This is a genomic window from Sinomonas cyclohexanicum (assembly GCF_020886775.1).
In the GTDB taxonomy this organism is placed as follows: domain Bacteria; phylum Actinomycetota; class Actinomycetes; order Actinomycetales; family Micrococcaceae; genus Sinomonas; species Sinomonas cyclohexanicum.
On record NZ_AP024525.1, the window covers coordinates 3,924,458 to 3,948,118 of the forward strand.

Here is a 23,661-nt window from a genome sequence, read left to right on the forward strand (position 1 = left end):
TGACGAAGGGAGCGCATGATGATGTACGGCTGGTACGGCGGGATGGGGATCTGGGGTTGGATTCTCATGGCCCTCGTGATGCTTGCGTTCTGGGGCGGTGTGGTGGCGCTCGTGGTGTTCGCCGTCCGCAACAGCCGCGGGGGGCCGGGACGCTACGATCCGCGGTTGCCTGGCAGCGACGACCCGGAGCGCATCCTCGCCCAGCGCTTTGCCCGCGGGGAAATCGACGAGACGGAATTCAGAGCCCGTCTCGACGCCCTGCGGCACCGGCCGTGACGGTGCCGCGGTGAACGGCAGGACAGGCACCCGGACCATCGTCGTCGCCGCCGCTGCGGCACTTCTTCTCACGGCGGCGTCGCTGTTCGGCCTCGCAGCACTGATACCCGGAGGCCCCTTCTCGCGGCAGGGCGCACCGGGCGCTAGCGCCTGCAGCTCGCCGAGCTTCGCGGGCCCCACCGTGCACGTGGCCCTCTCCGACATGGGCGCCGGAATGATGGGCGGGCCGAGGATGCGCGTCGGCATGCGTCTCTGGGCCGACACGACGTCGGTGCCCCGGGGAAAGGTCTCCTTCGACGTGAGGAACGCCGGGACCCTGACCCATGAGCTCGTGGTCCTCCCGCTCCCCGACGGCCAGACCGCGGGCACGCGGGCTGTGGGCGCCGACGGCACCGTCGACGAGTCAGCGTCCGCCGGCGAGGCCTCCGCGAACTGTGCCGAGGGGGCCGGGGAGGGAATCCTGCCCGGCTCGTCCTCGTGGGCCACGCTCGAGCTGAAGCCCGGGAGGTACGAGCTGATCTGCAACCTCCCGGGCCACTACTCTGCCGGAATGTACACCGTGCTCACGGTGACGTGACGAGTATCAGCGCACGTAGCTGATGACTCCCGTCATGCCCCGCGCCGCGTGATAGGCGTTGTGGCAGTGGTAGAGCCACTGGCCGGGGTTGTCGGCATCGAAGTTCACGCTGACAGTCGTGCCTGGCCGCACGATCACGGTGTCCTTCCTGGCCCCGGACTCGCCGATCTGGAACGTATGCCCGTGCACATGCATGGGGTGCCACATCGTGCTCTCGTTGACGAAGTCGATCTGGACCCGGTCGCCCTGACGCACCTCGAGCGCGCCCGCGAACGGGTCGGCCATGTCGAAGCGGCGGCCGCTCAGGCCCCAGTCATAGGCCATCATCGACCCCGTGAGCCGGACCGTGTGCCTGACGTTCGCCGCCTTGGAGGGCAGCCGCACGGCCGGTGTCGAGGCGAGCTGGCCGCCGTCGACCACCGTCCCGCCCAGTCGCGCGGGCAGCGCAGCGACGACCGGCTCCTTCCCCGTCCCCGTGCTGATCCGCCCCAGCGCGAGCCCCTGCTTCCCCTCCGGCCGGGCCATGAGGGGGGTCCACCCCTCGGGCACGGTCAGGAGCGCATCGATCCGCTCGCCCATCCCGAGCACGACGGCGTCGGCCTCCTTCGGCTCGACCGGGTACCCGTCCGTGTGGGTCACCGTGAGCTTCACCCCCGGCGCGCCGACCCGGAACGCCGTGTCCCCGGCGGCGTTGATGATCCGCAGCCGCACTCGGTCTCCGGGCCTTGCCACGAGCGTGGCCGCCTCCGACGGGGTCCGCCCGTTGAACAGGTAGAACGGGTAGCGGACGTCCCCGGCATCGCCTCCGAGGAAATCGCTCGTTGCCCCCATCAGCATGTGGCCGTGCTGCATGGCGCCCATACCCGGCATGCCGGAGGACATGCCGCCCATCCCGGCCTGCAGCTCCTTCAGGACGGACTCAGGCGTACCTGTGATCCCGTCCATCCAGTCGTCCAGGAGGATGACCCACTCGCGGTCCCAGTCCTTGGGCTCGGACGGATCGTCCACGATCAGGGGCCCGTAGAGCGCGCGTTCGCGTTGGAGTTCCACATGGGAGTGGTACCAGTACGTACCCGGGTGGGAGAGCTTGAACCCGTACTGGAAGGACTTGCCCGGCTCAACTCCCTTCTGGGTGATCTCGACCCCGTCTTGGTCATTGGCCAGGGCCAGACCGTGCCAGTGGAGGACCGTGGGCTCCGGTAGGCCATTGGCGAGGGCCACCTCGAGCCGGTCTCCCACTGAACCGCGCAGGAGGGGCCCGTTGAAGGCGCCGTTGTAGCCCCACGTAGCGACGGGCTGCTGCTCCAGCGACGCCGTGATCGGCCCCGCGCTGAGGTTCGCCGTAACAGTCCTGCCCGACGACGCCCGCGCGGCCTCTGTCGCCTTGACGGCGTCGTCGCCGGACAGGACCCGCTGCGCACCCCGCGACGCCACGGCGACGCCCTCGGAGGGCGGGGTGCAGGCGGCGAACAGGGCCGCCGAAGCGGCCGCCAGCGAAAGTCCGAGGTAGGACCGGCGAGTGACTCTTCCCGTGCGGGGGGCGCTCATGACTGCCGTCCCGGGATGTAGTCGGCGAACGTTGCCCCGCCGTCCCGTGACTCTCGCACGCCGCTCGTCGTCGCGGCCCACACGCGCACCTGCCCGCCGCCGGCGGGTGCTACCGCAGTCACAGCCTCGACGTCTCCGCCGCCGATCGTCCCGGAGCGCGCCCACGTCGCGCCAGCGTCGCCACTCGCATACACCGTGCCGTCGGGTGCCACCGCCACGGCCCTGTACGCATCCGCGAACGCCGCGATGCGCACGAGGGGCGCACCGGCCACTGGCCGCCAGGTGGCGCCGCCATCCGGCGAGGCGAAGAGCCCCCTCTCTGTGGTAGCGAGCACCGTGTCGGTGCCTGCGTGCCCGGCCAGCGTCGCCGGACGGATCTCGGAGGCGACGTCCGCCCAGCGCTCTCCGGTCGCGCTTCGCTTGAGTGTCCCATCGAACCCGACGAGGCCGGACCTCGTCACCGCCAGGGCATGGAAGTCCGAGACGCCCTCATTGGACACGGTCGCCCACGTCTTCCCTCCGTCGTCCGAGCGCAGGAGGCCCAGCGGATTCGGCTTCTTCGAGCCCGGCCCGGGATGTCCGGAGGCCCACAGGGTGTCCGAGGGATCACCCACGAAGCCCATGAAGTCATCCGCTGGGCTGATCCGCGCGGGCGCTGCCCCGCTGACGTCGAACACACCGCCATGGGTGCCCAGAAGGACCTTCGACCCGTCGGCTGCCGCCGCAACCCCGTGGACATGGCCGCCCGGGAGCGCGGACGCCGGGGCGCCGATCTGGCCCTTGCCGGGCTCGGCGGCAGGTGCAGAGGAGGAACACCCGGCAAGCCCCAGCGCCGCGGCGACGGCCAGCGCGACGGCGCCGGCCATGCGGCCGTTCACAGCTGCCCCAAGAGCGTCTTCATGCCGTCGATCTCCGCGGTCTGCGAATCGACGATCGAGCGCGCCATGGCCACAGCTTCCGGGTTCGACCCGCCCTCCTGCTCGGTCTGGGCCATCGAGACGGCGCCCTCGTGGTGGGCGATCATCTGGGTGAGGAACAGCCTGGCGGCCTCTGGGGCACTGGCGGCCTTGAGCTTCGCCAGATCGTCCGCCGTCATCATGCCGTCCATGCCGTCCATGCCGCGGCCAGCACCGGCGGGCATTGCCCTGGGCTGGCCCCATGCCTCGAGCCAGCCGCTCTGCGTCGCGATCTCGGGAGCCTGCGCGGCCCTGATCTCCTCGGCAAGCTTCGCGACGCGGGGGTCGAGGCCGGGCTTGGCCAGGACGGTCCCGCTCATCTCGATGGCCTGCTCGTGGTGCGGGATCATCATCTGCGCGAACATCGCGTCCGCCGCGTTGAACGCGCTCTGCGACGGGCTCGGGATGGGGCTGCCCTTCGACGCGTCCATGGGCACCGCGTGGCCGCTGTGCTCCATCGGAAACGTACCCGCCGGTGTCGGGCCGGCCGGCTGGCTCTGCGCGGCACCGCCGCATCCCGCGAGCGCGAGGGCTGCGGTCAACAGGGCAGCGGGCAGGGCAAAGTGTCTAGTCTTCATGGTCTTCTCTCGTGAGTCAGGACGTGCGGGAGCGGAGCCGGGCGTTGCGCCCGGCGCGTCACGTCCGGCTGATCGAGAGCTGCGAGAGGTCCGGCGCCGGGGCGCGCGGCCGCACACCGTCAGGCGTCGAGGCGGCGGGCGGATGCGGCAGCGCATCGGAACGCGCCAAGTCGAGGACGCTGGGCGGCGCCGGCGGCACGGCACCGGGTGCCGGGGTGCAATGCGCGCTGGCGCCGGCGGGCACTGTGGGCTGCGTGGGGCCGCACTCGACGTCGGAAGCCGCTGGGGCGCCGTCGTGCACGTGGACCACGGCACCGCGGGCCACCGCGGCACGGGCGGCGGTCTGGTGGGGTGCTGTCTCGGGGAACGCCGTCTGGTGAGCGGCGGTCTGGGCTGGGATCTGGTGCACCATCTGGAGCATCGAGTGCGCGGTCCCATGCCCGCCAAGCACGTGCATGCCCAAGAGGCCGGCTACGAGCGCCATGACGAGCACGGCCCAGCATGCATGTCGGCACAACTCGCCGGCAGTGAGCGCCGTGAGCGCCCTGCCACCGGGCTGGGTTGGGTCGATCTGCACGCTGCCCATCGTCCTATCGCACGTTCCGAGGGTCCAAATCCAGCCGCCGGAGGAGCTGGGCATTGAGCGCGACCACGATCGTGGAGAGCGACATGAGGATCGCCCCGACGGCCGGGGAGAGCATGACTCCCGCCCACGCGAGGACTCCCGCCGCGAGCGGCACGGTGATGATGTTGTAGCCCGTGGCCCACACGAGGTTCTGCCACATCTTGTGGTAGCTGGCGCGGGACAGCTCGACGACGGAGACGACCGAGCGCGGGTCGTTGCCGGCGAGGACGACTCCCGCGGATTCGATCGCAACGTCCGTGCCGGCGCCGATCGCGATGCCGACGTCGGCCCGGGCGAGGGCCGGCGCATCGTTCACTCCGTCGCCCACCATGGCGACACTAAGCCCTCGGCGCTGCAGCTCCGCCACCTTCTGGTCCTTGTCCTGCGGGAGCACCTGGGCGAAGACCTCGTCGATGCCGAGATCCGCCGCGACCGCGTCTGCCACCTGCTGCGCGTCGCCCGTGATCATCGCGACGCGGATCCCCCGGCCCTGCAGCGCCCTCACGGCGGCCCTGGACTCGTCGCGGACCGAATCCTCGAGCGCAAGCGCCCCGACGACCCGGCCGTCCACGACCACGTGGAGCACCGAGGCGCCGCGGGCCTTCCACCCCTCGACGGCGCCCCCGAGCTCCGGGGGTGTGGCCAGCCCCAGCTCGGCCAGCATCGCCGGCCCACCGACGCGGACGGGCCGCCCGTCCACCGTGGCCGAGACGCCCCGGCCCGAACTCGACTGGAATCCGAAGGCCGCGGGAATGGCGAGCCCGCGGTCCCGGGCGGCGCGGACGATCGCCCTCGCCACCGGATGCTCGCTCTCGGACTCGGCAGCGGCCGCCAAGGCGACCAGCGCGCCGTCGTCCGCCGCGTCACCAGACACCGTCGCGCCCTCGCCGCCCGTCTGGCCGGCGAGGCCAGGCATCGTGGCGGCCGCCACGACGTCGGGCTCCCCCTTGGTCAGCGTGCCCGTCTTGTCGAACAGCACGGCGCCGACCGTGCGCATGCGCTCAAGGGCCAGGCGGTCCTTGACGAGGACACCGCCCTTCGCGGCGCGCTCGGTCGAGATGGCGATAACGAGCGGGATCGCGAGGCCGAGCGCATGGGGGCACGCGATGACGAGGACCGTGACGGTGGCCGTCACGGCGGTCGGGAGGCTGCCGAGGAGGATCCACGCGATGAACGTCAGGACACCGGCACCGGTCGCGAAGTAGAAGAGGAACGCCGCCGCGCGGTCCGCGAGGGCCTGGGCCCGCGAGGAGGACGACTGCGCGTCGGCGACCATGCGCTGGATGCCTGCCAGCGCGGTCGAATCCCCCACGGCCTCGACACGCACGCGCACGCTCGTATCGGTCGCGACGGTACCGGCGACGACGGCGCTGCCGGGCCCGCGCGTGACGGTCTTGGACTCGCCGGTGATCATCGACTCGTCAAGCTCGGCGGTGCCGTCCTCGATGCGGCCGTCGGCGGGAAGCCGCCCACCGGCGCGGACGAGGACGAGGTCTCCCGGGGCCAGCGCGGACGCGGGCACGGTCTCCGTCTCCCCTGCCCCGGTGATGCGCTCTGCCTCATCGGGGAGCAGTGCGGCGAGGGCCGCAAGCGCGCCCTGCGATGCGCCGAGCGCCCGCATCTCGAGCCAGTGGCCCAGCAGCATGATGGTGACGAGGAGTGCGAGCTCCCACCAGAAGTCGAGGTCGAAGCCGCCGATCCTCAGGCTCGTGGCCCAGGAGGCGAGGAAGGCGACGGTGATGGCCATCGAGATGAGCAGCATCATCCCGGGCTGGCGGGCCCTCAGCTCGCCGATTCCGCCCTTGAGGAAGGGCATCCCGCCGTAGAAGTAGATCACGGTTCCGAGCACCGGGCCGATCCACTCGCTGCCGGGGAACATGGGCGGCATCGCGCCGAACAGGTGCCAGAACATGGGGCTGAAGGCCACCACCACGACAGACAGGCCGAGCGTGAGCCAGAACTTGTCCCGGAACATGGCCACCGAGTGGCCGGCGTGCTCCCCCTGGGTGTGCACGGCGTGGGGGTCGCCGTGGGCGGCATGGAGCTGGGCGGTCATGTCGTGACCGTGCATATCGTGGCCGTGCATGTCCCCGTCAGCATGCATCGTGTGGCTGTGCTCGTTCATCCTGAGGAACCCGTTCCTTCCTGGTGCGGAGTCAGTTCGGGCTGTGGGGCGATCGGCGGTAGCGCGCTCGCGGACCGTGTGCATCGCTGGCAGCAGTTCCAACATACCCCTAGGGGGTATGTAGTGCAAGGCTGGGTGATCAGAGTCTCGCGAGGATGTAGTCCACCCGGGCAGAGGGCTCGAGAGGCGGGACCTTCACCACAGGGAAGGGCAGGGACTCGTAGACCTCGGTGATGAGCTCATGGATGCGCTGCTGGGCCTCGACATCCTCCGTACGCGCGTAGTCGTTGACCATCGGCAGGAGATCGAGGATGAACACCTTCCGGTAGTCGACCCGCCTGAGGGCGTCCAGGAGTGACTGCTCCGGATCGAGGCGAAGGAACCGGTAGTAGGCGAGCGAGTCCGGGATCGCCCGGTCGAGGAACACGGTCTCCTGCGGATCGAGCCGCGCCTCCTGCTCGAGTTCGATCGCGAGCACATTGCTCTGGAACTCGGCCTGGCGCGCGCGGATCTCCGCGACAGTGCGGCCGCCGAGGCGCTGGAGGTCGATGTAGTGCCTCGCGTCCTCAATGGTGGTCGCGTAGCCGCGCTCCTTGAGGAGGTTCACGGTCGTGGTCTTGCCCGAGCTGGGGCCGCCCGTGATGACGTACCAGTTCGTCACGCCAGATCCTCCCGTACGCGAGTCGTCCCCGCACTCTACAGCCGCGGACGGGCCCGCCACGGAAGGCGCCGCGGTCCGCGAATCGTCACCGAGCGCCGTCGTGCGCCGCGAGCCGCCCTGCGCGGTGTCGGAAACGGAGCATAGGGTGGGGACCATGGCGGATGCAGAGGAGCTCCTGCGCGAGCTGGCCGAGCGGCACGGTGTGGCGACCTCGTTCTGGGGCTGGGGCGGGGCGCGGCAGGAGGTGCGGCCCGCGACGCTTCGGTCCGTGCTCGCCGCGCTGGGCGTCGCCGCCGACACGCCGGAGGCGATGCGTGAGGCCCTGGCCGAGGCCGACCTCGCGCCATGGCGCCGGCTCCTTCCCGCAGTCACCGTGATCCGCGAGGGCGCCGACGCGACGGTCCTCGTGCACGTGCCGCACGGCAGCCCGGTCACCGTCTGGGTCGTCGCCGAGGATGGCACCGAGTATCCCGCGCGGCAGGTCGAGAACTGGGACGGGCCCCGGACGGTCGACGGCGTGCTCACCGGTCGCGCCGCCTTCCTCCTCCCCGCGGACCTCCCCCTCGGCTGGCACACGCTGCACGCCCGGACCGGGGACCAGACAGCGGAGGCGCCGCTCGTGGTGACCCCCGATGCGCTCGGCACGACCGCGCAGCTCGAGGACCGCCGGCGGTGGGGCCTCATGGCACAGCTGTACTCGGTGCGGTCGGGGAGATCCTGGGGCGTGGGCGACTTCGCGGACCTGGCTGACCTGGCCGCGGTGGGCGCCGCCGAGGGGGCGGACTTCGTCCTCGTCAACCCCTTGCACGCCGGTGAGCCGGCGCCTCCCCTCGAGGACTCGCCGTACCTTCCGACCACGCGGCGCTTCGTGAACCCGCTGTACCTGCGGGTCGAGGACATCGACGAGTTCGCGTACCTCTCGACCACCGATCGGAGCCGGGCCGAGGAACTCGCGAGGGGATTCGCCGGGGTGAACTCCTCGGCCGCGCTCCTGGACCGCGACGCGTCGTACGCCGCGAAGCTGGAGGCCCTCGAGCTCGTGTGGCGGATCGAGCGGAGCCCCGCCCGCGACCGCGCCTACGCGCGCTTCCGCGAGCAGGCGGGCCAAGGGCTCGAGGACTTCGCCCGGTGGTGCGCGCTGGCTGCCGGCCGCGAGGCGGACGACGCCGTCGACTTCTACCGCTGGCTCCAGTGGGTGTGCGACGAGCAGCTCGAGTCCGCCCAGCGGAGCGCCCTCGAGGCCGGGATGCAGATCGGGCTCATCCATGACCTCGCAGTCGGCGTGCGCCCCGACGGCGCCGACGGGTGGTCGCTCTCCGACGTCCTGGCCCGCGGGGTGACGGTCGGCGCGCCGCCGGACATGTTCAATCAACAGGGCCAGAACTGGAGCCAGCCGCCGTGGCACCCCCGGAGGCTGGCCGAGTCCGGGTACGCGGCGTACCGCGACATGCTGCGCACGATCTTCCGGCACGCCGGTGGGATCCGCGTGGACCACATCCTCGGGCTGTTCCGGCTGTGGTGGATCCCCGAGGGCGCCTCCCCCGGTGACGGCACCTACGTCCACTACAACCATGAGGCCCTGGTGGGCATCCTCGCCCTCGAGGCGCAGCGAGCCGGCGCCGTCGTGATCGGCGAGGATCTGGGCGTGTTCGAGCCGTGGGTGCGGGACTACCTGGCCGAGCGCGGGATCCTGGGCACCTCGATCCTCTGGTTCGAGCACGACGGCGACCGCCCCCTCGCGCCGGAAGCCTACCGGCAGGCCTGCCTCACCAGCGTGAACACCCACGACCTCCCCCCGACCGCGGGCTATCTCGCCGGCGACCACGTGCGGCTGCGCGAGTCGCTGGGCCTCCTTGAGCGCCCCGTCACCGAGGAGCTCGCCGCCGCCCAGACCGAGATCGACGGCGTGCTCGGGCTGCTGCGCGAGCGCGGCCTGCTCCCACAGGGCGCGGGCCTCGCCGACGAACAGCGCGTCATCGAGGCACTCTACGAGCTGATCGCCCTCACGCCCTCGTGCCTCCTCGGGGTCGCGCTCGTGGACGCGGTGGGCGAGCGCCGCACGCAGAACCAGCCAGGCACGTACCGCGAGCACCCCAACTGGCGCGTCCCGCTCACTGATACCACGGGCGCCGCGGTGCTGATCGAGGACCTTCCGGACCATGGCCGCTTCACCTCGCTCGCCCGCGTCGTCCGCCATGCACTCGAGAACCATGCCCGTGAGCGCCCTGCACCGGGGACGGAGGCGGAGTGATGCTGGGGCCCTCAATGCCCGTGAGCACCTGCACCTCCCGATAGCCTCCGACCGTTGGCCCGTCGCATCGGATGCCCTTGGCTTGACCAGCGGCAAGTGGGATGCTGGCACCGCACCCCGCGCGCGGCGTCGGTGCAATGGGGGCGCTGGGCGGGACCGACCTGAGCGAGGGGAGCGCGATGTCAGGAACACACGGGAGGCCGGCAGAGGCCGAAGGCGGGCCCCGCGTCTCCCACGCGAAGGTGATCGGCCTCGCGACCGCGGGCGCCGTCGGGGGCTTCCTGTTCGGTTTCGACTCGTCCGTGGTCAACGGCGCCGTCGACTCCATCCGCTCGACGTTCGCCCTCTCGCAGGCGGTGACCGGGTTCGCCGTCGCCGTCGCGCTCATCGGGTGCGCGATCGGCGCCTGGCTCGCGGGGGCGATCGCGGACCGGTTCGGCCGTATCCCGGCGATGAAGCTCGGTGCGCTCCTCTTCCTCGCGAGCGCGATCGGCGCGGGGCTCGCGATCAGTGTGGGGGACCTCGTGCTGTGGAGGCTCGTCGGAGGGCTCGGAATCGGCCTTGCTTCCGTCATCGCGCCCGCATACATCGCGGAGATCTCGCCCCGCCGGATGCGCGGCCGGCTGGCGTCACTCCAGCAGCTGGCGATCACGGTCGGCATCTTCGCTGCGCTGCTGAGCGACGCGGTCCTCGGCACGAGCGCCGGCGGCGCCAGCCATGCCCTCTGGTTCGGCCTGGACGCCTGGCGGTGGATGTTCATCATGGGTGCGGTCCCCGCGGTCGTCTACGGCTGGATCGCGTTCGTCCTCCCCGAGTCCCCGCGGTTCCTCATCCTCAAGGGCAAGGACGACGCCGCGCGCCGGATCTTCAAGGACACCGCTCCGGACGAGGACGCCGACCGCGCCATCCGCGAGATTCGTCAGGCGATCGAACAGGACCAGCTGTCCGAGCGCAAGGGCGCCCTGCGAGGGAGCGCGCTGGGCCTCAAGCCGGTCCTCTGGGTGGGGATCGCCCTCTCGGTGTTCCAGCAGTTCGTGGGCATCAACGTGATCTTCTACTACTCGACCTCGCTGTGGAAGTCGGTCGGGTTCGGCGAGCAGTCCTCGCTCCTGATCTCGGTGCTCACCTCGATCACGAACATCCTCGTCACGCTGGTCGCGATCGCTCTCGTGGACCGGGTGGGCCGCAGACCCATCCTGCTCGTGGGCTCGGCGGGCATGGCGATAGCGCTCGGGGCGATGGCCGTGGCCTTCTCCACGGCCACCGTCACGAACGGCGAGCCCACGCTCAGCGGGGCCTGGGGACCGGTCGCCCTCGTCGCGGCCAACGTCTTCGTGGTCTGCTTCGGCGCATCCTGGGGGCCGGTGGTCTGGGTGCTGCTCGGCGAGATCTTCCCGCCCTCGATCCGAGCCCGGGGCCTCGGCATCGCTGCCGCGGCCCAGTGGCTCGCCAACTTCCTGATCACCGTCTCGTTCCCGCCCATGGCTGCGTGGTCACTGCCGGCCACCTACGGGATGTACACGCTGTTCGCGGCGCTGTCCTTCGTATTCGTCCTCGCGAAGGTGCCCGAGACGAACGGCATGTCACTCGAGCAGGCGGAGACGCTCTTCGTGCGGGCACAGAAGAAGCGCGGCGCGTAGCACGGGCGCTGCACGCCGCACCGCCGGGCGGCCCCACCTGCGAGTCAGGCGCAGCGCTGCTGCGTCAGGCCGTAGGGGACGCTCTGGTCGCGGACCACGGTGTATTTGCCGGCAGCCTCGCGGGTCACGAGGATCCCGCAGCACGGGGCCACCGCGGCACGCTCCTGCAGGGTCCCGATGGCGCCGTCCAGTGCCGAGTCGAGCTCGCGCGCCGAGCCGACCACAACCGTCAGGGCCTCATGCGAATGGCTGTCGTGGGACATGGAATCTCCTCGTCTCAGAGCAGTAATGCTTGGAAATAAGCGACAGTCGAGGCTATGGCGGAGCGGCCTCATCCATCAACTGCACGAACCCCCGTGCGACATGTGTCGCACGTACTGTGTGATCATCAAGACACTCTGTATGGTCAAGACCACATCCCATGGACTGTAGGCTAAGAAAGCCCTGTTAGAGGGGTCACATTTTTCTGGATAACTGAGAAGGTCTGCGCACTATGACAACGCCTAACCCGTCCCGGGTTCCGTCTGGCTCACCGTCGAGCCACGTCGACGAACCGCACCTCTCCCGTGGCCTCTCCAACCGCCACATCCAGCTGCTCGCCATCGGCGGCGCTATCGGCACCGGCCTGTTCATGGGGTCGGGCAAGACCATCTCGGTGGCCGGTCCCTCCGTGATCTTCGTCTACATGATCATCGGCTTCATGCTCTTCTTCGTCATGCGGGCCATGGGCGAGCTCCTGCTGAGCAACCTCAACTACAAGTCCTTCTCCGACTTCGCGGGCGACCTGCTCGGCCCCTGGGCCGGGTTCTTCACCGGCTGGACCTACTGGTTCTGCTGGGTGGTCACGGGCGTCGCGGACGTCGTCGCGATCGCCGGCTACGCCAACGAGCTGTGGCCCGGCATCCCCCTCTGGATCCCCGGCGTCGCCACGATCCTGGTCCTGCTTGCCCTCAACCTCCCCTCCGTCAAGGCGTTCGGCGAGGTCGAGTTCTGGTTTGCCCTCATCAAGATCGTCGCCATCCTCGCGCTCATCGTCACGGGCCTCTGGATGATCTTCGGCGGCTTCACCTCGAGCGCAGGCACCGCGTCCTTCACGAACCTCTGGCAGCACGGCGGCCTCTTCCCCAAGGAGTTCATGGGCTTCGTGGCCGGGTTCCAGATCGCGGTCTTCGCGTTCGTCGGCATCGAGCTCGTCGGCACCGCCGCGGCCGAGACGAAGAACCCTGAGAAGAACCTCCCCCGCGCCATCAACGCCATCCCCATCCGCGTCGGCCTGTTCTACGTGGGCGCCCTCGTGATCCTCATGTCCGTCACCCCGTGGATGGAGTTCAAGGCCGGCCACTCGCCGTTCATCGGGATGTTCTCCCTCGCAGGCCTCGGCGCCGCGGCGACGATCGTCAACCTCGTGGTCCTCACCTCGGCCATGTCCAGCGCGAACTCGGGCATCTACTCCACCTCGCGCATGGTGTTCGGCCTCGCGATCGAGGGCGACGCCCCGAAGGCCTTCGGCAAGCTGTCCTCCCGCAAGGTCCCGCAGAATGCACTCTTCCTCTCCTGCGTGCTGCTGCTCTCCGGCATCGTGCTCCTCTACGCGGGCAAGAGCATCGGCGAGGCCTTCGACATGGTGACCACCGTGTCCGCGGTGTGCTTCATGTTCGTCTGGTCGATCATCCTCGCGAGCTACCTCGTCTTCCTCAAGCGCCGCCCCGAGCTGCACGCACAGTCGAAGTACAAGATGCCCGGCGGCCGCGTGATGGTGTGGGTCGTGTTCGCGTTCTTCGCCTTCCTCGTGTGGGCCCTCACCACCCAGCCGGACACCCTCATGGCCCTGCTCGTGACGCCGGTCTGGTTCATCGTCCTCGGAGTCGCATGGCAGATCGTCAAGAAGTCCCCGGTGCACCAGGCGCGCATCGCGAACCACCAGGAGACCCTCGCCGAGGAGGCCAAGGTCGACGCCTGACCTACTCTTCGCTGCTGGGTCCAGTGGCAGCTAGTACGACGGCGGGTGCCCGGCTCAACACGAGCCGGGCACCCGCCGTCGTGCTTAAGGCTCAGGGCCCCCCGAAGGTGCCGCTCGCCGCCCAGGCACGTGCTGCCCTGGGCCGCATCTCCTCTGCGAATATACGCAGCCTATGCGGCCCAGGGCAGCTGATGCCGGCTGTCGGCGCGGCTACGCTGGGCCCATGAGCCGCTTCGCCCCGCGCACCACGCCAGCCCTCGAGCCGGACGACGCCGCGCGCCTTGCCGATGCCCTCGCGGCGCGGGACGTGGCACTCTTCGTCGATGGCACCGCCCACCGGCTCGCGGGGCCCGCCGACGAGGCGGTGCGGAACCTGCTCGCGCGGCTGGCCAGGGGCGAGTCGGTCACCGTCAGCAGCGCCGAGGACGTGCTCACGGTCGCCCAGGCGGCAGAGCTCGCGGGGATCAGCCACTCGTACGTGCGGAAGCTGACGACGAACGGCACCTGGCCCGTCGAGTACCGCGGGACGCACCGGCGGATCCGGCGCGAGGATGTGCTCGCGTGGGTCGCCAGCCAGAAGAAGTCCGGGCCAGACGACGCCGCACGGACATGACCCCTCGCCGCAGGGACATGACCCCTCAACGCAGGGACGCTAGAGCCGGGGCCTGCCGGCCCAGCGGCGGGCCTTGAGCGCGAGGTGGAGCTCCTGCCGGACGCGGCCGGAGAGCGGCTCGGCGCGGATGATCTTCCGTACGCGCGCGAGCCGGTGGTACACCGTGGAACGGTGCACATGGAGGCGGTCGGCGACCGTCTGCACCGCGCCGTCGGAGTCGTAGAGCATCTCGAGCACGGGCAGGAGCTCGTCGTTGCGGTCCTCGGCCTCGAGGAGGGCAAAGTAGACGCTCGTCGGCTCGGCGGCCAGCGCCCCCATCAGCTGGTAGGCGCCGACGCTTCGCACGTCCACGAGCTCGCCGAGCTCCGGGTCCACGGCGGCGGCCTGCGCCGCGACCCTCGCTTGCGCGTACGCCTCACCGAGCCCGCGCAGGGCGGTGAACGGCTCGCTGATGCCCACGAGGACGCGCCCCTGGGGCCGGCCGGATCGCTTGGCGAGCTCCCGCTCGTAGTGCGTGAGCACCGCCGCGTGCGAGGCCCGGGCGGTGGTCCCCGCGAACAGGATGACTGCGTGCGTCTCGGTCCCGGCGCTGAAGAGGGCCGGGTCGATGCCCGCCGTGGCCTGCATCGCGGCCGAGCTCGTCGCCACAACAGCGGCCTGCGGGTCCTGCGGCGTGACCCCGTCGGGGTCGAGGAGCACCACGACCTGCCACGGGGCGTGGCCGTGGACCTCGCGCCACCCGGCGATGGCCGCGAGCGCGGACTTGTCCCCCGCGGCGGCGGCAAGGAACTCGGCCTCGCGGCGGCGGCGGTGCTCGGACTCGGCGGTGTTGGACTCGAGCAGCAGCTGCCCGATCAGCTCGAGCTCGAGCCGGATGCCGGGCAGCGCGGCAAGGATGTCGGCGGAGCTGGACTCGTCGGCTCCCTGCTGCACCCAGAGGTAGCCGACCCGGAATCCGCGGACGAGTAGTGGCACGCACACCCGGCCGTACATGCCGAGCTCGGGATTCGCGGGGACGGTCACGGGCCGCACCGCCGTGGCGATGCCGTGCGAGAGCTGCCAGGCCTGCACCCCGGGAGGAAGCCGCTTGGAGAGGAGGAAGTTCACGCGCACGGGATCGGCCTGGGCCTGATTGGACGAGTACGCGATGAGCAGCCCATCGAGGTCCTCGACGCTCAGCCCGCGCCCGAGCTTGGCCGCCGCCGCTTCCACCAGATCCTCGACGCCGTGCCGCATGCGTCCAAGCATACGTGGGGCGCAACCACATGAGGAGACAACTGACTCCCCATCCTCCGACATCTGTTCAACGCGCGACGGCGTGATCCCCGGAATTCCGCGGAAGTCATCTCGCTCCGTGGTCCGCAACATGTAATGGGCCTCACAGGCAGGCCTACGCTTGAAGCAAGCCCACAGGCCCTCGAGCCCCCCTCGAACCACCCCCCTACAACGGAGACAAAAGTGATCATCGGAGTCCCCAAGGAAATCAAGAACAACGAGTTCCGCGTGGCCATGACGGCCGCGGGCGTCCATGAGTTCGTGGCGCACGGCCACACGGTGCTGATCGAGCGCGGTGCGGGCGTGGCATCCGGCATCACCGACGACGAGTACCACGTTGCCGGCGCCGAGCTGGTCACGGACGCGGCCGATGTCTGGGCGCGCGCCGACATGGTCGTGAAGGTCAAGGAGCCCATCGCCTCCGAGTACCGCTACTTCCGCAAGGGCCTCATCCTCTTCACCTACCTCCACCTCGCCGCCGAGCCGGAGCTCACCCGCGCCCTGCTCGACGCCGGCGTCACCGCGATCGCCTACGAGACGGTGCAGGAGGGACGCCGCCTCCCGCTGCTCGCCCCCATGTCCGAGGTGGCTGGCCGCCTCTCGGTGCAGGTCGGCGCGCAGTCGCTCCTCGCCCCGAACGGCGGCAAGGGAATCCTCCTCGGCGGCGTCCCGGGTGTGCGCCCGGCGAACGTCGTCGTCCTCGGAGCCGGCGTGGCGGGCACGAACGCCGCCGTCGTCGCGATGGGCCTCGGTGCCGATGTCACCATCCTCGACATCAACATCGGCCGCCTCGCGGAGCTGGATGCCCTCTACGGTGGCCGGCTCAAGACGGTCGCGTCGAACAAGTTCGAGATCGAGAAGTCCCTCGTGGAAGCCGACCTCGTGGTCGGCTCCGTCCTGATCCCCGGCGCGAAGGCGCCGAAGCTGGTGACCAACGAGCTGGTGGCCCGGATGAAGCCCGGCAGCGTGCTCGTGGACATCGCCATCGACCAGGGCGGCTGCTTCGAGGACTCCCACCCGACGACGCATCAGGACCCCACGTTCAAGGTGCACAACTCGACGTTCTACTGCGTGGCCAACATGCCCGGCGCGGTGCCGAACACGTCGACCTACGCGCTGACGAACGTGACCCTGCGCTACGGGATCATGCTCGCCGACCTCGGCGTCAAGGCGGCGCTCGAGAAGGACGCCGCCCTCGCCGCCGGCCTGAACGTCGCCGCAGGGCAGGTCACGCACCGCTCGGTGTCCGAGGCGCTCGGCCTCCCGCTCACCGCGGACTGGCACGAGGTCGTCGCGGCCTAACCGCCAGGGACCACGCACCACCGCGCCAGAGACCCCGCAACCCTCCATGGTTGCGGGGTCTCTGGCGCTTCACTGCGGGGTCCCTGGCCTTACGTGACGGATGCCATACCAGAGGACAGGAATGCCTCGGCGACGCGTGTGGTTGACACATCACGGATGAGCCCCGCGCCGTGCGGGGACCCGTGAGCCACAAGGAGCCCCATTGGCCGAGAACACGATCCTGACCCTCGTCGGCAGCCTGCGCGCCGAGTCCGTCAACAGCAAGTTCGCCCAGATCGCGGCCTCGTCCGCTCCGGAGGGCACCGTCGTGACGACGTTCGAGGGCCTCGAGGAGGTTCCGTTCTACAACGAGGACCTCGACGTGGAGGGCAAGGTCCCGGCCAAGGCCGCCGAACTGCGCGCCGCCGTCGCCGCGGCGGACAGCGTCCTGTTCGTCACCCCCGAGTACAACGGCACTATGCCGGCCGTGCTCAACAACGCGATCGACTGGATTTCCCGCCCGTTCGGCCAGGGCGCCGCGACCGGCACGAAGGCCGCCGTGATCGGCACGTCCGCCGGCCAGTACGGTGGCGTCTGGGCGCACGACGACGTCCGCAAGTCCCTCAAGATCGCCGGCGCCGAGGTCATCGAGGATGCGACGCTCGCGGTCGGCGGCTCCTACACCCGCTTCGCCGAGGTGGACCCCAAGGATGACGCCGAGGTCGTCGAGGGCATCAAGCAGGTTCTGAGCGCACTCGCGACCCCGGCCACCGTTCTCGAGGTCGCCTCGGCCAACTGACCCGCCCCGCAGGCGGCCACGCCCGTCTGTGAGTCAGCTCCTGAAGGTCACCTTCCGGGAGTCACATCACGTGACTCCCGGAACGTGACCTTCAGACGGTTCGGGGGCCTTTGGGCTGTAGCGTCCCCGCCCATGCCGCCCTACGCTTTCGCCATGAAGCACGACGGCGGGACCCACCTGAGCTTCTTCGGAGCCACCGATTCGGTCACCGGATCGAGGTACCTCGTCGAGCACGGCGGCAAGCGGATCCTCGTGGACTGCGGCCTGTTCCAGGGCTACAAGAAGCTCCGTGAGCGCAATCGGGCGCCGCTTCCGGTGGCACCCGCGTCCATCAACGCCGTCGTGCTCACCCACGCCCATCTGGACCACTCCGGCTACATCCCGGCCCTCATCAAGCGCGGATTCCACGGCCCCGTGCATTCGACCCCCGGCACGGCGGACCTGTGCACGCTCCTCCTGCCGGACAGCGGCCACCTCCAGGAGGAGGAGGCCGAGACGGCGCGGGCCCGCGGGTCCTCGCGCCACGCCAACCCTCAGCCGCTCTACACCGCCCAGGACGCAGTGGACTCGCTCGCATACTTCCATCCGCGCGCGTTCCGCGACCCGCTGGACCTGGATGCCGGGATAGAAGTCGAGTTCATCCCCGCGGGGCACATCCTGGGGGCGGCGCAAGTGCGGGTGAGCATCGACGCCGGCTCAGCACCGCCGGTCACGATCCACTTCACCGGAGACCTGGGCCGCGACGACGATCCGCTCATGAACCCGCCCGCCCCACTCGAGCCGGCGGACGTGCTCGTCACCGAGTCCACATACGGGGACCGGGCGCACCCCCACGACGACCCGACGGAGTCGCTCGGCGAGGTGGTGCGCCGCGTCGCGAAGCGCAACGGCGTGGTGGTCATCGCCGCGTTCGCCGTGGGACGCGCCGAGACGCTCATGCTCCACCTCGCACGCCTGCGCCGCCGGGATCGCATCCCGGACATCCCCATCTACCTCAACAGCCCGATGGCCGTGGACGCCACCGAGCTGTACCAGAAGTACCCCGAGGAGCACCGGATCAGCGAGCGCGAGTTCCGCGAGATGTACGCGCTCCCCCGCATGGTCCGCGAGCCCGACGACTCCCGCCTGCTCAACCTCCGGGGCGGCCCCATGGTCATCATCTCCGCCTCCGGCATGCTCACGGGCGGGCGCGTCCTGCACCACGTCGAGGCGTACGGCGGCGACCCCAAGAACGCGATTGTCCTGTCCGGCTACCAGGCCGGCGGAACCCGCGGCTCCTCGCTGCTCGACGGCGCCAGAAGCCTGCGCATCTATGGCAAGGACGTGCCGATCCGGGCCGAAGTGGTGAGTCTGGACAACCTGTCTGCGCATGCCGACGCGGACGCCCTCCTGCGCTGGATGGGCGCGTGCCCGCGACGGCCCAAGATGGTCTACGTGACGCACGGCGAGATCGGCGCCTCGGACACCCTGCGCCGGCGCATCCAGCATGAGCTCGGGTGGCGCGCCCGCGTCCCCGAGCACCTCGAGCGCGTGGACGTGAACGATCCGCGCTGACTGAGCCCATCCGGCTCGGATCAAGGGAGGATGCCATGAAGACTCTTCGCATCGCCGCGGTCACCGGTTCGATCGCACTTGCCCTTTCCCTCACGGGGTGCTTCGGGCCGCCATCGGCGGCACCCTCACCGAGTGCATCGCCCAGCCCTTCCGTCACGACAACCGCGCCGAGCGCCCCGGCGACCACAACGGCACCGAGCACGACGGCGCCAGCGAGCCCTGCGCCGTCGTCCTCCACCGCCGCCCCGGCACCGAGCGCCACACCGACGCCCCCGGCCGCGACCACGGGCGGCCAGCTGGCCGAGCAGACCGCGCCGCTGGCCATCTTCTACATCGCGATCGAGGACGGCGGCGTGTCCGGTCCCCTCGTCGGGTGCGGCGACAGCGCCGTGGCAACCAGCACCGAACCGGTGACGTTCCGCGACCAGGTGGGGCCGGCCCTGACCCGGCTCTTCGCCAACCGCAGCCGGGAGGTCGGCCAGTCCGGGCTCGTCAACGTCCTCTACCAGTCGACTCTCGCGTACCAGGGCGGCTCGTTCGACGGGACGACCATCACGGTGTACCTGACCGGGCAGTTCTTCCTGGGCGGGGTGTGCGACATTCCGCGGGCCGAGGCGCAGATCAACTTCACCGCGATGGCGGCGGCGGGGGCCCAGCGGGCTGCCGTGTTCGTGAACGGGAGGCCGATGGCGGAGGTGCTGAGTCTGAAGGGCTGAACAGTCGCTCCCCCCGGCCTCCCGGCCTACGCTGGAGGGGAGGCCGGCACTGACCCGTACGGCCGTGCGGGCACGGCCTCACTGCCAGAACCGAGGCGACGAGTGATGCCAGGAATCGATCCCGACGAGCGCGTCCACAGCGAGGCCCCGGCCGAGGGCGACCCCGACCTGGACGTCGCGGAGATCCGCATGCATTCCGAGGACCCTGCAGAGGGGGCGGACGACGATTAGCGGAACCTGACGGCTACATGCTCCCCTGGCCCACGACCTTGGCGAGGTTCGCGAGGCCCTTCTCGAAGTCCTTGCCGACGAGCTTGTCCATGTCCATGAATCTGGCGAAGACCGCGGCCATGCCCTTGTTCTCCCCCTTCATGGCCCACGTGACGCGCGTGCCGTCGTGGTCGGGCTCGAACGTGAACCCCGTGGGGTTCACGGCCTTGAACGGCTTGATGAAGACCAGACGGAGGCGGATGCTCCTGGGCTCCACGGCCTCGAGGATCTGCATGCTGCCCGCGCCCGCCTTGCGGTTGCCCCGCCACGAGAACTGGGCCCCCACTCCGGCGTCGGCACCGGCGTAGGTGCGTTCCATGCTCGGGTCGAGGCCCTCCCACGGCGACCAGGCGGTCCACTTGTGGAAGTCCACCACGTGCGGGTAGACCGCCTCCGGCGGGGCGGGGATGAAGGCGCTGCGGGAAATCGTGTAGGCGGCCATGCAGCCATGCTAGGCGTGCAGGCCGCCTACGCGGCAGAGGGGACGGGGCAGAGAGGGGCCCTAGACCCGGCTGCGGCCGCGACCGAAGATCCAGCCGAGCACCGTCAGGATGAGCAGGATGATGCCCACCCAGAGCAGGAAGTTCAGCGCCGAGTTGAAGCCGCCCACGAGCAGCAGGATGATCGCGATGATGCCGGCAATGATGATGAGCGTGTTCATGCCCTCACCGTTGCCCCGTTCGGCGATCCTGAAACGTGGGCCGGGCGTGACGGCTCTGCCTGGGGGTCCGCCGCGCCCTGTGGCTGGACCTCAACGTACAGCGGACGGCCTCTGAGCCGGCGCGCGAGGCTGCCGTGCGCCATGACATGCGGCCTGTAGACATGTCCGAAGGGATCGGTGACCAGAACGGGGCGGTCAGTCCGAGCGACGCGCTCATCGACGGCGGCCAGTCCATGGCAGACCCAGCGTTCCTCTCCGGTCGAGACGATCCACTCGCGGTGGTCGGCTGGGGCCTCAACGTCCAGCTCCTCGAAGAGCATGCCCAGGACCTCCTGGAGTGTGGCGGGGCAACGGCGGAGCAGCCTATGGTCCTCCGGGCGGCGGTGCTGCAGGCGGAGGAACTGCTGTCGGACCACGTGGAACTCGACTGTCCCGAGGGAACGGGAGAGGGCGGGATGGCCTTCGGCGTCCCCCTCGAGGTGGAGATAGTGGCCCTGTGCGTCGATGACGCAGCGCGTGGTCTCGGGCCGCTCGTCGGAGCTGAGCAGCTCGGCTTCGTTCGGATAGAGGCGGAACTCGCCCGCCTCGTCGATCACGATGAGGGGCGTGGCCCCGGGGGCGGCGCTCATGGCTGTCTTCCTTCCGGGCCCCGAGAGGGCCCTGCTGCCATGACAGCACCGCGGGCGTCCGGCGGACCGTTTCTTGATGCAATGCCTACGCGATGCGCCGATACCTTGATGGCATCTTTGCGCCCGCCACGCGTGCGTCAGTCGCCCGGGCCGGCGTAGAGGGGCATACGGACCACCATCGTGAGCCCGCCGCCGGGGGTCGCTTCTGCGAGGAGCTCTCCGCCCATTGCTTCGACGAACCCCTTCGCGACAGCGAGCCCCAGCCCGATCCCGGTACGGGACGACAGGTCCCCGAGCCGCTGGAACGGCTGGAACATGGCCATGACACGCTGCGGAGGGACACCGCGGCCGTGGTCGATCACGCGGAGCTCGCTGACGGGCCGGTCTCCGAGGCCCGAGGCGAGGAGCCCGCCCATCGTCGCGACGATCACGATGTCGCTCCCGGGAGCGTACTTGATCGCGTTGCCGACGATGTTGGCCAGTGCTCGCACGAGGAGGCCGCGGTCGCCGTCGACCGCGGGAAGGTTCGGGGCGAGGTCCGCTCGCACGGAATCGGGCGGGAACTCCGAGAGGACCTCCGCGACGACGTCGAGCCAGGCCACGGGTTCGTGCAGTACCGAGACCGCATCGCTGTCGATGCGTGACATGTCCAGAAGATTGCCCACGAGGTCGTCGAGGCGGCCGGAATACGAGTCGATCGCCTCGAGCATCTCGGCCTCCTCCTCGGGCGACATGGTGGCACGCTGGCGCTCGAGCGCCGTGACCGCGAGGCGGATGCCGGCCAGCGGCGTCCGGAGGTCGTGCGAGACGGCCCGCAGGATGGAGGTGCGGATTCGGTCCGCCTCGCCGAGGCGGACCGTCTCCCGGAGGCTGCTGGCGAGCTGCTGCCGCTCGATGAGCGCGGCGAGATGAGCCTCGAACGCGGCCATGAGCCGGCGCTCCCCGCCGCTGAGCGGGCGCCCGTTCCAGGCGAGGGTGAGATCGGGCTCGAAGTGGTCGGCGCCGTCGGCCTTCTCCGGGTCGCCGGGCGCGCCCTCTCCGGACTGGGCGCGGACTCTCCACGCGCCGTCCTCCGGTGAGAGCACGCTCACGGCAGTGAGCTGGAACTCTGCGCGCAGCTGTTCGAGGAACTCCTCCACGGTCTGGTCCCGCGCGAGCGATCCCCTCGCCAGCTCGCTCAGCGTCCGCGCCTCGGCCCGAGCCGCCGCGGCGTCCTGGGACCGGCGGCTCGAGACGCCCACCACGAGCGAGAACGCGACGGCCACGCCGAGGAAGACGGCGAGGGCGAAGAAGTTCTGCGGGTCGGCGATGGTCAGAGTGCCGATGGGGGGCGTGACGAAGTAGTTCAGCAGGAACGAGTCGAAGACCGCGGCGACGACAGCTGGCCACAGGCCGCCCACGAAGGCCACCACGACCACGGCGCATAGGTGCGCGAGCGCGTGAGTGGTGAGGTTGAGCTCCGGGAACGGCAGGAACGCCGCGGTCATGAGGATCGGCACGGCGAACGCGAGGGCATAGCCGACGGCGGTCCGGGTGCGGCCGAGAATGGGGGTGAGGCGCTGCCGGGGTCCGTGGCCTGCGAGCGCGTGGGTCACCATGTGCACGTCGATCTCGCCCGAATTGCGCACGACGGCGGTGCCCACCCCGCCGCTTCCCATGATCTGCTGGAGGCGGGTGTGGCGGGAGACGCCGACGACGATCTGGGTCGCGTTGACGCTGCGCGCGAAGTCGAGCAGGCTGGCCGCGATGTCGTCCCCGGCGAGCTGGTGGTAGCTTCCCCCGAGGTCCTCGACGAGCCTCCGCTGGGTGGCGAGCGCGTGTTCAGACCCGTCCGTGAGGCCGTCCGGCCGGCGGACGTGGACCGCGAGCAGATCGCCGCCGCTCACGCGCGAGAGGATCCTCGCGGCGCGACGGATCAGGGCCTCCCCCTCGGGGCCGCCCGTGAGGGCGACGACGACCCGTTCCCGCGCCGGCCACGTCTGGCCGATCCGGTGCCGCTGCCGGTACTCCGCGAGCCCCTCCTCGACCCTGTCCGCGAGCCAGATGAGCGCGATCTCCCGCAGCGCGGACAGGTTGCCGATCCGGAAGTAGTTCGCGAGGGCGGCGTCGATCGCGTCCGGCGCGTACACCAGGCCGGAGCTGAGCCGCTGCCGCAGGAGCTCCGGCGGGATGTCGACGAGCTCGATCTGACTGGCCCTGCGGACGATCGCATCGGGCACCACTTCCTGCTGCCGTGCGCCGGTGATGGATTCGACCACGTCGTTGAGCGAGGCGAGGTGCTGGATGTTGACGGTGGTGAGCACGTTGATGCCGGCGTCGAGGAGCTCGTCGACGTCCTCCCAGCGCTTCTCGTGGCGGCTGCCGGGCGCGTTCGTATGCGCGTACTCGTCGACGAGGGCGGTATTCGGGCGGCGCGCGAGGACCGCGTCGAGGTCCATCTCGGCGATGTGCGTGCCGCGGTACACGACGTCACGCAGCGGCACCTGCTCGAGGCCGACGGCGAGCGCCGAGATGTCGGACCGGCCGTGGTCCACGACAACCGCGACCACGACGTCCGTGCCCACTGCGGCCAGCCGATGGCCCTCCTCGAGCATGGCGTACGTCTTGCCGACGCCGGGCGCGGCGCCGAGGAAGATGCGCAGGTTCCCGCGGTCCATGCACCGATT

At 70.4% G+C, this 23,661-nt stretch carries 23 protein-coding genes; 11 read left to right on the forward strand and 12 right to left on the reverse strand.

The genetic code is table 11. The features are described from left to right. The first annotated feature begins 15 nt into the window (after nucleotides 1–15). Nucleotides 16–276, forward strand: a complete 261-nt coding sequence (locus SCMU_RS18440) for an SHOCT domain-containing protein (protein WP_338027573.1) — start codon at nucleotides 16–18, stop codon at nucleotides 274–276. A 10-nt stretch (nucleotides 277–286) separates the two neighbouring features. Continuing rightward, nucleotides 287–853, forward strand: a complete 567-nt coding sequence (locus tag SCMU_RS18445; protein WP_229230534.1) for a sulfocyanin-like copper-binding protein — start codon at nucleotides 287–289, stop codon at nucleotides 851–853. 6 nt (nucleotides 854–859) lie between these two features. Here the strand turns inward: SCMU_RS18445 and SCMU_RS18450 are convergent, their stop codons facing one another. The 6 genes from SCMU_RS18450 to SCMU_RS18475 form a co-directional block, all read right to left on the reverse strand. Next, nucleotides 860–2,401 (reverse strand): multicopper oxidase family protein, encoded by a 1,542-nt coding sequence (locus tag SCMU_RS18450; RefSeq protein ID WP_229230535.1) that lies wholly within the window; start codon nucleotides 2,399–2,401, stop codon nucleotides 860–862. Beyond that, nucleotides 2,398–3,279, reverse strand: coding sequence for a F510_1955 family glycosylhydrolase (locus SCMU_RS18455; RefSeq protein ID WP_229230536.1), 882 nt, complete (start codon nucleotides 3,277–3,279; stop codon nucleotides 2,398–2,400). The genes SCMU_RS18450 and SCMU_RS18455 overlap by 4 nt, the downstream gene beginning before the upstream one ends. Beyond that, the gene (locus tag SCMU_RS18460) at nucleotides 3,276–3,935 is read right to left on the reverse strand and encodes a DUF305 domain-containing protein (protein WP_229230537.1); all 660 of its coding nucleotides are present in this window, start codon (nucleotides 3,933–3,935) and stop codon (nucleotides 3,276–3,278) included. The genes SCMU_RS18455 and SCMU_RS18460 overlap by 4 nt, the downstream gene beginning before the upstream one ends. Nucleotides 3,936–3,993: 58 nt before the next feature. Beyond that, nucleotides 3,994–4,512 carry a hypothetical protein gene (locus tag SCMU_RS18465; protein ID WP_229230538.1) on the reverse strand — a complete coding sequence of 173 codons (519 nt, stop codon included), beginning with the start codon at nucleotides 4,510–4,512 and terminating at the stop codon, nucleotides 3,994–3,996. Between the two features lie 13 nt (nucleotides 4,513–4,525). After that, nucleotides 4,526–6,685: a heavy metal translocating P-type ATPase gene (locus SCMU_RS18470; protein WP_371829611.1), complete on the reverse strand. Its 2,160-nt coding sequence runs from the start codon at nucleotides 6,683–6,685 to the stop codon at nucleotides 4,526–4,528. 139 nt (nucleotides 6,686–6,824) lie between these two features. Continuing rightward, nucleotides 6,825–7,346, reverse strand: coding sequence for an AAA family ATPase (locus SCMU_RS18475; RefSeq protein ID WP_229230540.1), 522 nt, complete (start codon nucleotides 7,344–7,346; stop codon nucleotides 6,825–6,827). 154 nt (nucleotides 7,347–7,500) lie between these two features. Between SCMU_RS18475 and SCMU_RS18480 the strand changes: the two genes are divergently transcribed. Together SCMU_RS18480 and SCMU_RS18485 are read left to right on the forward strand one after the other, a co-directional pair. Then, the gene (locus tag SCMU_RS18480; RefSeq protein WP_229230541.1) at nucleotides 7,501–9,597 is read left to right on the forward strand and encodes a 4-alpha-glucanotransferase; all 2,097 of its coding nucleotides are present in this window, start codon (nucleotides 7,501–7,503) and stop codon (nucleotides 9,595–9,597) included. 179 nt (nucleotides 9,598–9,776) lie between these two features. Beyond that, on the forward strand, nucleotides 9,777–11,237 hold the full coding sequence (locus SCMU_RS18485; RefSeq protein WP_229230542.1) for a sugar porter family MFS transporter: 1,461 nt from the start codon (nucleotides 9,777–9,779) through the stop codon (nucleotides 11,235–11,237). Nucleotides 11,238–11,281: 44 nt separating this feature from the next. On the opposite strand, the gene SCMU_RS18490 is transcribed toward SCMU_RS18485, so the two are convergent. Next, nucleotides 11,282–11,500 carry a hypothetical protein gene (locus SCMU_RS18490; protein ID WP_229230543.1) on the reverse strand — a complete coding sequence of 73 codons (219 nt, stop codon included), beginning with the start codon at nucleotides 11,498–11,500 and terminating at the stop codon, nucleotides 11,282–11,284. Between the two features lie 230 nt (nucleotides 11,501–11,730). Between SCMU_RS18490 and cycA the strand changes: the two genes are divergently transcribed. Continuing rightward, complete coding sequence (cycA, locus tag SCMU_RS18495) at nucleotides 11,731–13,197, forward strand: D-serine/D-alanine/glycine transporter (protein WP_229230544.1); 1,467 nt, start codon at nucleotides 11,731–11,733, stop codon at nucleotides 13,195–13,197. 223 nt (nucleotides 13,198–13,420) lie between these two features. Continuing rightward, nucleotides 13,421–13,810: a helix-turn-helix domain-containing protein gene (locus tag SCMU_RS18500; RefSeq protein WP_229230545.1), complete on the forward strand. Its 390-nt coding sequence runs from the start codon at nucleotides 13,421–13,423 to the stop codon at nucleotides 13,808–13,810. Between the two features lie 39 nt (nucleotides 13,811–13,849). Here the strand turns inward: SCMU_RS18500 and SCMU_RS18505 are convergent, their stop codons facing one another. Continuing rightward, nucleotides 13,850–15,046 (reverse strand): PucR family transcriptional regulator, encoded by a 1,197-nt coding sequence (locus tag SCMU_RS18505; RefSeq protein ID WP_229230546.1) that lies wholly within the window; start codon nucleotides 15,044–15,046, stop codon nucleotides 13,850–13,852. Between the two features lie 222 nt (nucleotides 15,047–15,268). Between SCMU_RS18505 and ald the strand changes: the two genes are divergently transcribed. From ald to SCMU_RS20805, 5 genes are all read left to right on the forward strand, one after another. Continuing rightward, the gene (ald, locus tag SCMU_RS18510; protein ID WP_229230547.1) at nucleotides 15,269–16,387 is read left to right on the forward strand and encodes an alanine dehydrogenase; all 1,119 of its coding nucleotides are present in this window, start codon (nucleotides 15,269–15,271) and stop codon (nucleotides 16,385–16,387) included. Between the two features lie 202 nt (nucleotides 16,388–16,589). Further along, on the forward strand, nucleotides 16,590–17,165 hold the full coding sequence (locus SCMU_RS18515; RefSeq protein WP_229230548.1) for an NAD(P)H-dependent oxidoreductase: 576 nt from the start codon (nucleotides 16,590–16,592) through the stop codon (nucleotides 17,163–17,165). A 153-nt stretch (nucleotides 17,166–17,318) separates the two neighbouring features. Next, nucleotides 17,319–18,719 (forward strand): MBL fold metallo-hydrolase RNA specificity domain-containing protein, encoded by a 1,401-nt coding sequence (locus SCMU_RS18520; RefSeq protein ID WP_229230549.1) that lies wholly within the window; start codon nucleotides 17,319–17,321, stop codon nucleotides 18,717–18,719. A gap of 35 nt (nucleotides 18,720–18,754) precedes the next feature. Then, on the forward strand, nucleotides 18,755–19,435 hold the full coding sequence (locus tag SCMU_RS18525) for a hypothetical protein (RefSeq protein WP_229230550.1): 681 nt from the start codon (nucleotides 18,755–18,757) through the stop codon (nucleotides 19,433–19,435). A 105-nt stretch (nucleotides 19,436–19,540) separates the two neighbouring features. Beyond that, the gene (locus SCMU_RS20805; RefSeq protein ID WP_274602893.1) at nucleotides 19,541–19,666 is read left to right on the forward strand and encodes a hypothetical protein; all 126 of its coding nucleotides are present in this window, start codon (nucleotides 19,541–19,543) and stop codon (nucleotides 19,664–19,666) included. 13 nt (nucleotides 19,667–19,679) lie between these two features. Here SCMU_RS20805 and SCMU_RS18530 read toward each other — a convergent pair whose 3' ends face one another. From SCMU_RS18530 to SCMU_RS18545, 4 genes are all read right to left on the reverse strand, one after another. After that, entirely contained in the window at nucleotides 19,680–20,147 is a 468-nt protein-coding gene (locus SCMU_RS18530) for an SRPBCC family protein (RefSeq protein WP_229230551.1), read from the reverse strand. 60 nt (nucleotides 20,148–20,207) lie between these two features. Beyond that, entirely contained in the window at nucleotides 20,208–20,366 is a 159-nt protein-coding gene (locus tag SCMU_RS18535) for a hypothetical protein (protein ID WP_229230552.1), read from the reverse strand. Beyond that, on the reverse strand, nucleotides 20,363–20,995 hold the full coding sequence (locus SCMU_RS18540; protein ID WP_229230553.1) for a hypothetical protein: 633 nt from the start codon (nucleotides 20,993–20,995) through the stop codon (nucleotides 20,363–20,365). The genes SCMU_RS18535 and SCMU_RS18540 overlap by 4 nt, the downstream gene beginning before the upstream one ends. A gap of 137 nt (nucleotides 20,996–21,132) precedes the next feature. Next, on the reverse strand, nucleotides 21,133–23,652 hold the full coding sequence (locus tag SCMU_RS18545) for a DUF4118 domain-containing protein (protein ID WP_229230554.1): 2,520 nt from the start codon (nucleotides 23,650–23,652) through the stop codon (nucleotides 21,133–21,135). Nucleotides 23,653–23,661: the final 9 nt, after the last annotated feature.

What these genes read in the sequence shown, in the direction of transcription:
- SCMU_RS18440 (WP_338027573.1), top strand. Translation starts at nt 16, where the DNA reads ATGATGATGTACGGCTGGTACGGCGGGATGGGGATCTGGGGTTGGATT.
- SCMU_RS18450 (WP_229230535.1), bottom strand. Translation starts at nt 2,401, where the DNA reads ATGAGCGCCCCCCGCACGGGAAGAGTCACTCGCCGGTCCTACCTCGGA.
- SCMU_RS18460 (WP_229230537.1), bottom strand. Translation starts at nt 3,935, where the DNA reads ATGAAGACTAGACACTTTGCCCTGCCCGCTGCCCTGTTGACCGCAGCC.
- SCMU_RS18470 (WP_371829611.1), bottom strand. Translation starts at nt 6,685, where the DNA reads ATGAACGAGCACAGCCACACGATGCATGCTGACGGGGACATGCACGGC.
- SCMU_RS18480 (WP_229230541.1), top strand. Translation starts at nt 7,501, where the DNA reads ATGGCGGATGCAGAGGAGCTCCTGCGCGAGCTGGCCGAGCGGCACGGT.
- SCMU_RS18485 (WP_229230542.1), top strand. Translation starts at nt 9,777, where the DNA reads ATGTCAGGAACACACGGGAGGCCGGCAGAGGCCGAAGGCGGGCCCCGC.
- SCMU_RS18490 (WP_229230543.1), bottom strand. Translation starts at nt 11,500, where the DNA reads ATGTCCCACGACAGCCATTCGCATGAGGCCCTGACGGTTGTGGTCGGC.
- cycA (WP_229230544.1), top strand. Translation starts at nt 11,731, where the DNA reads ATGACAACGCCTAACCCGTCCCGGGTTCCGTCTGGCTCACCGTCGAGC.
- SCMU_RS18500 (WP_229230545.1), top strand. Translation starts at nt 13,421, where the DNA reads ATGAGCCGCTTCGCCCCGCGCACCACGCCAGCCCTCGAGCCGGACGAC.
- SCMU_RS18505 (WP_229230546.1), bottom strand. Translation starts at nt 15,046, where the DNA reads ATGCGGCACGGCGTCGAGGATCTGGTGGAAGCGGCGGCGGCCAAGCTC.
- SCMU_RS18520 (WP_229230549.1), top strand. Translation starts at nt 17,319, where the DNA reads ATGAAGCACGACGGCGGGACCCACCTGAGCTTCTTCGGAGCCACCGAT.
- SCMU_RS18525 (WP_229230550.1), top strand. Translation starts at nt 18,755, where the DNA reads ATGAAGACTCTTCGCATCGCCGCGGTCACCGGTTCGATCGCACTTGCC.
- SCMU_RS20805 (WP_274602893.1), top strand. Translation starts at nt 19,541, where the DNA reads ATGCCAGGAATCGATCCCGACGAGCGCGTCCACAGCGAGGCCCCGGCC.
- SCMU_RS18530 (WP_229230551.1), bottom strand. Translation starts at nt 20,147, where the DNA reads ATGGCCGCCTACACGATTTCCCGCAGCGCCTTCATCCCCGCCCCGCCG.
- SCMU_RS18535 (WP_229230552.1), bottom strand. Translation starts at nt 20,366, where the DNA reads ATGAACACGCTCATCATCATTGCCGGCATCATCGCGATCATCCTGCTG.
- SCMU_RS18540 (WP_229230553.1), bottom strand. Translation starts at nt 20,995, where the DNA reads ATGAGCGCCGCCCCCGGGGCCACGCCCCTCATCGTGATCGACGAGGCG.
- SCMU_RS18545 (WP_229230554.1), bottom strand. Translation starts at nt 23,652, where the DNA reads ATGGACCGCGGGAACCTGCGCATCTTCCTCGGCGCCGCGCCCGGCGTC.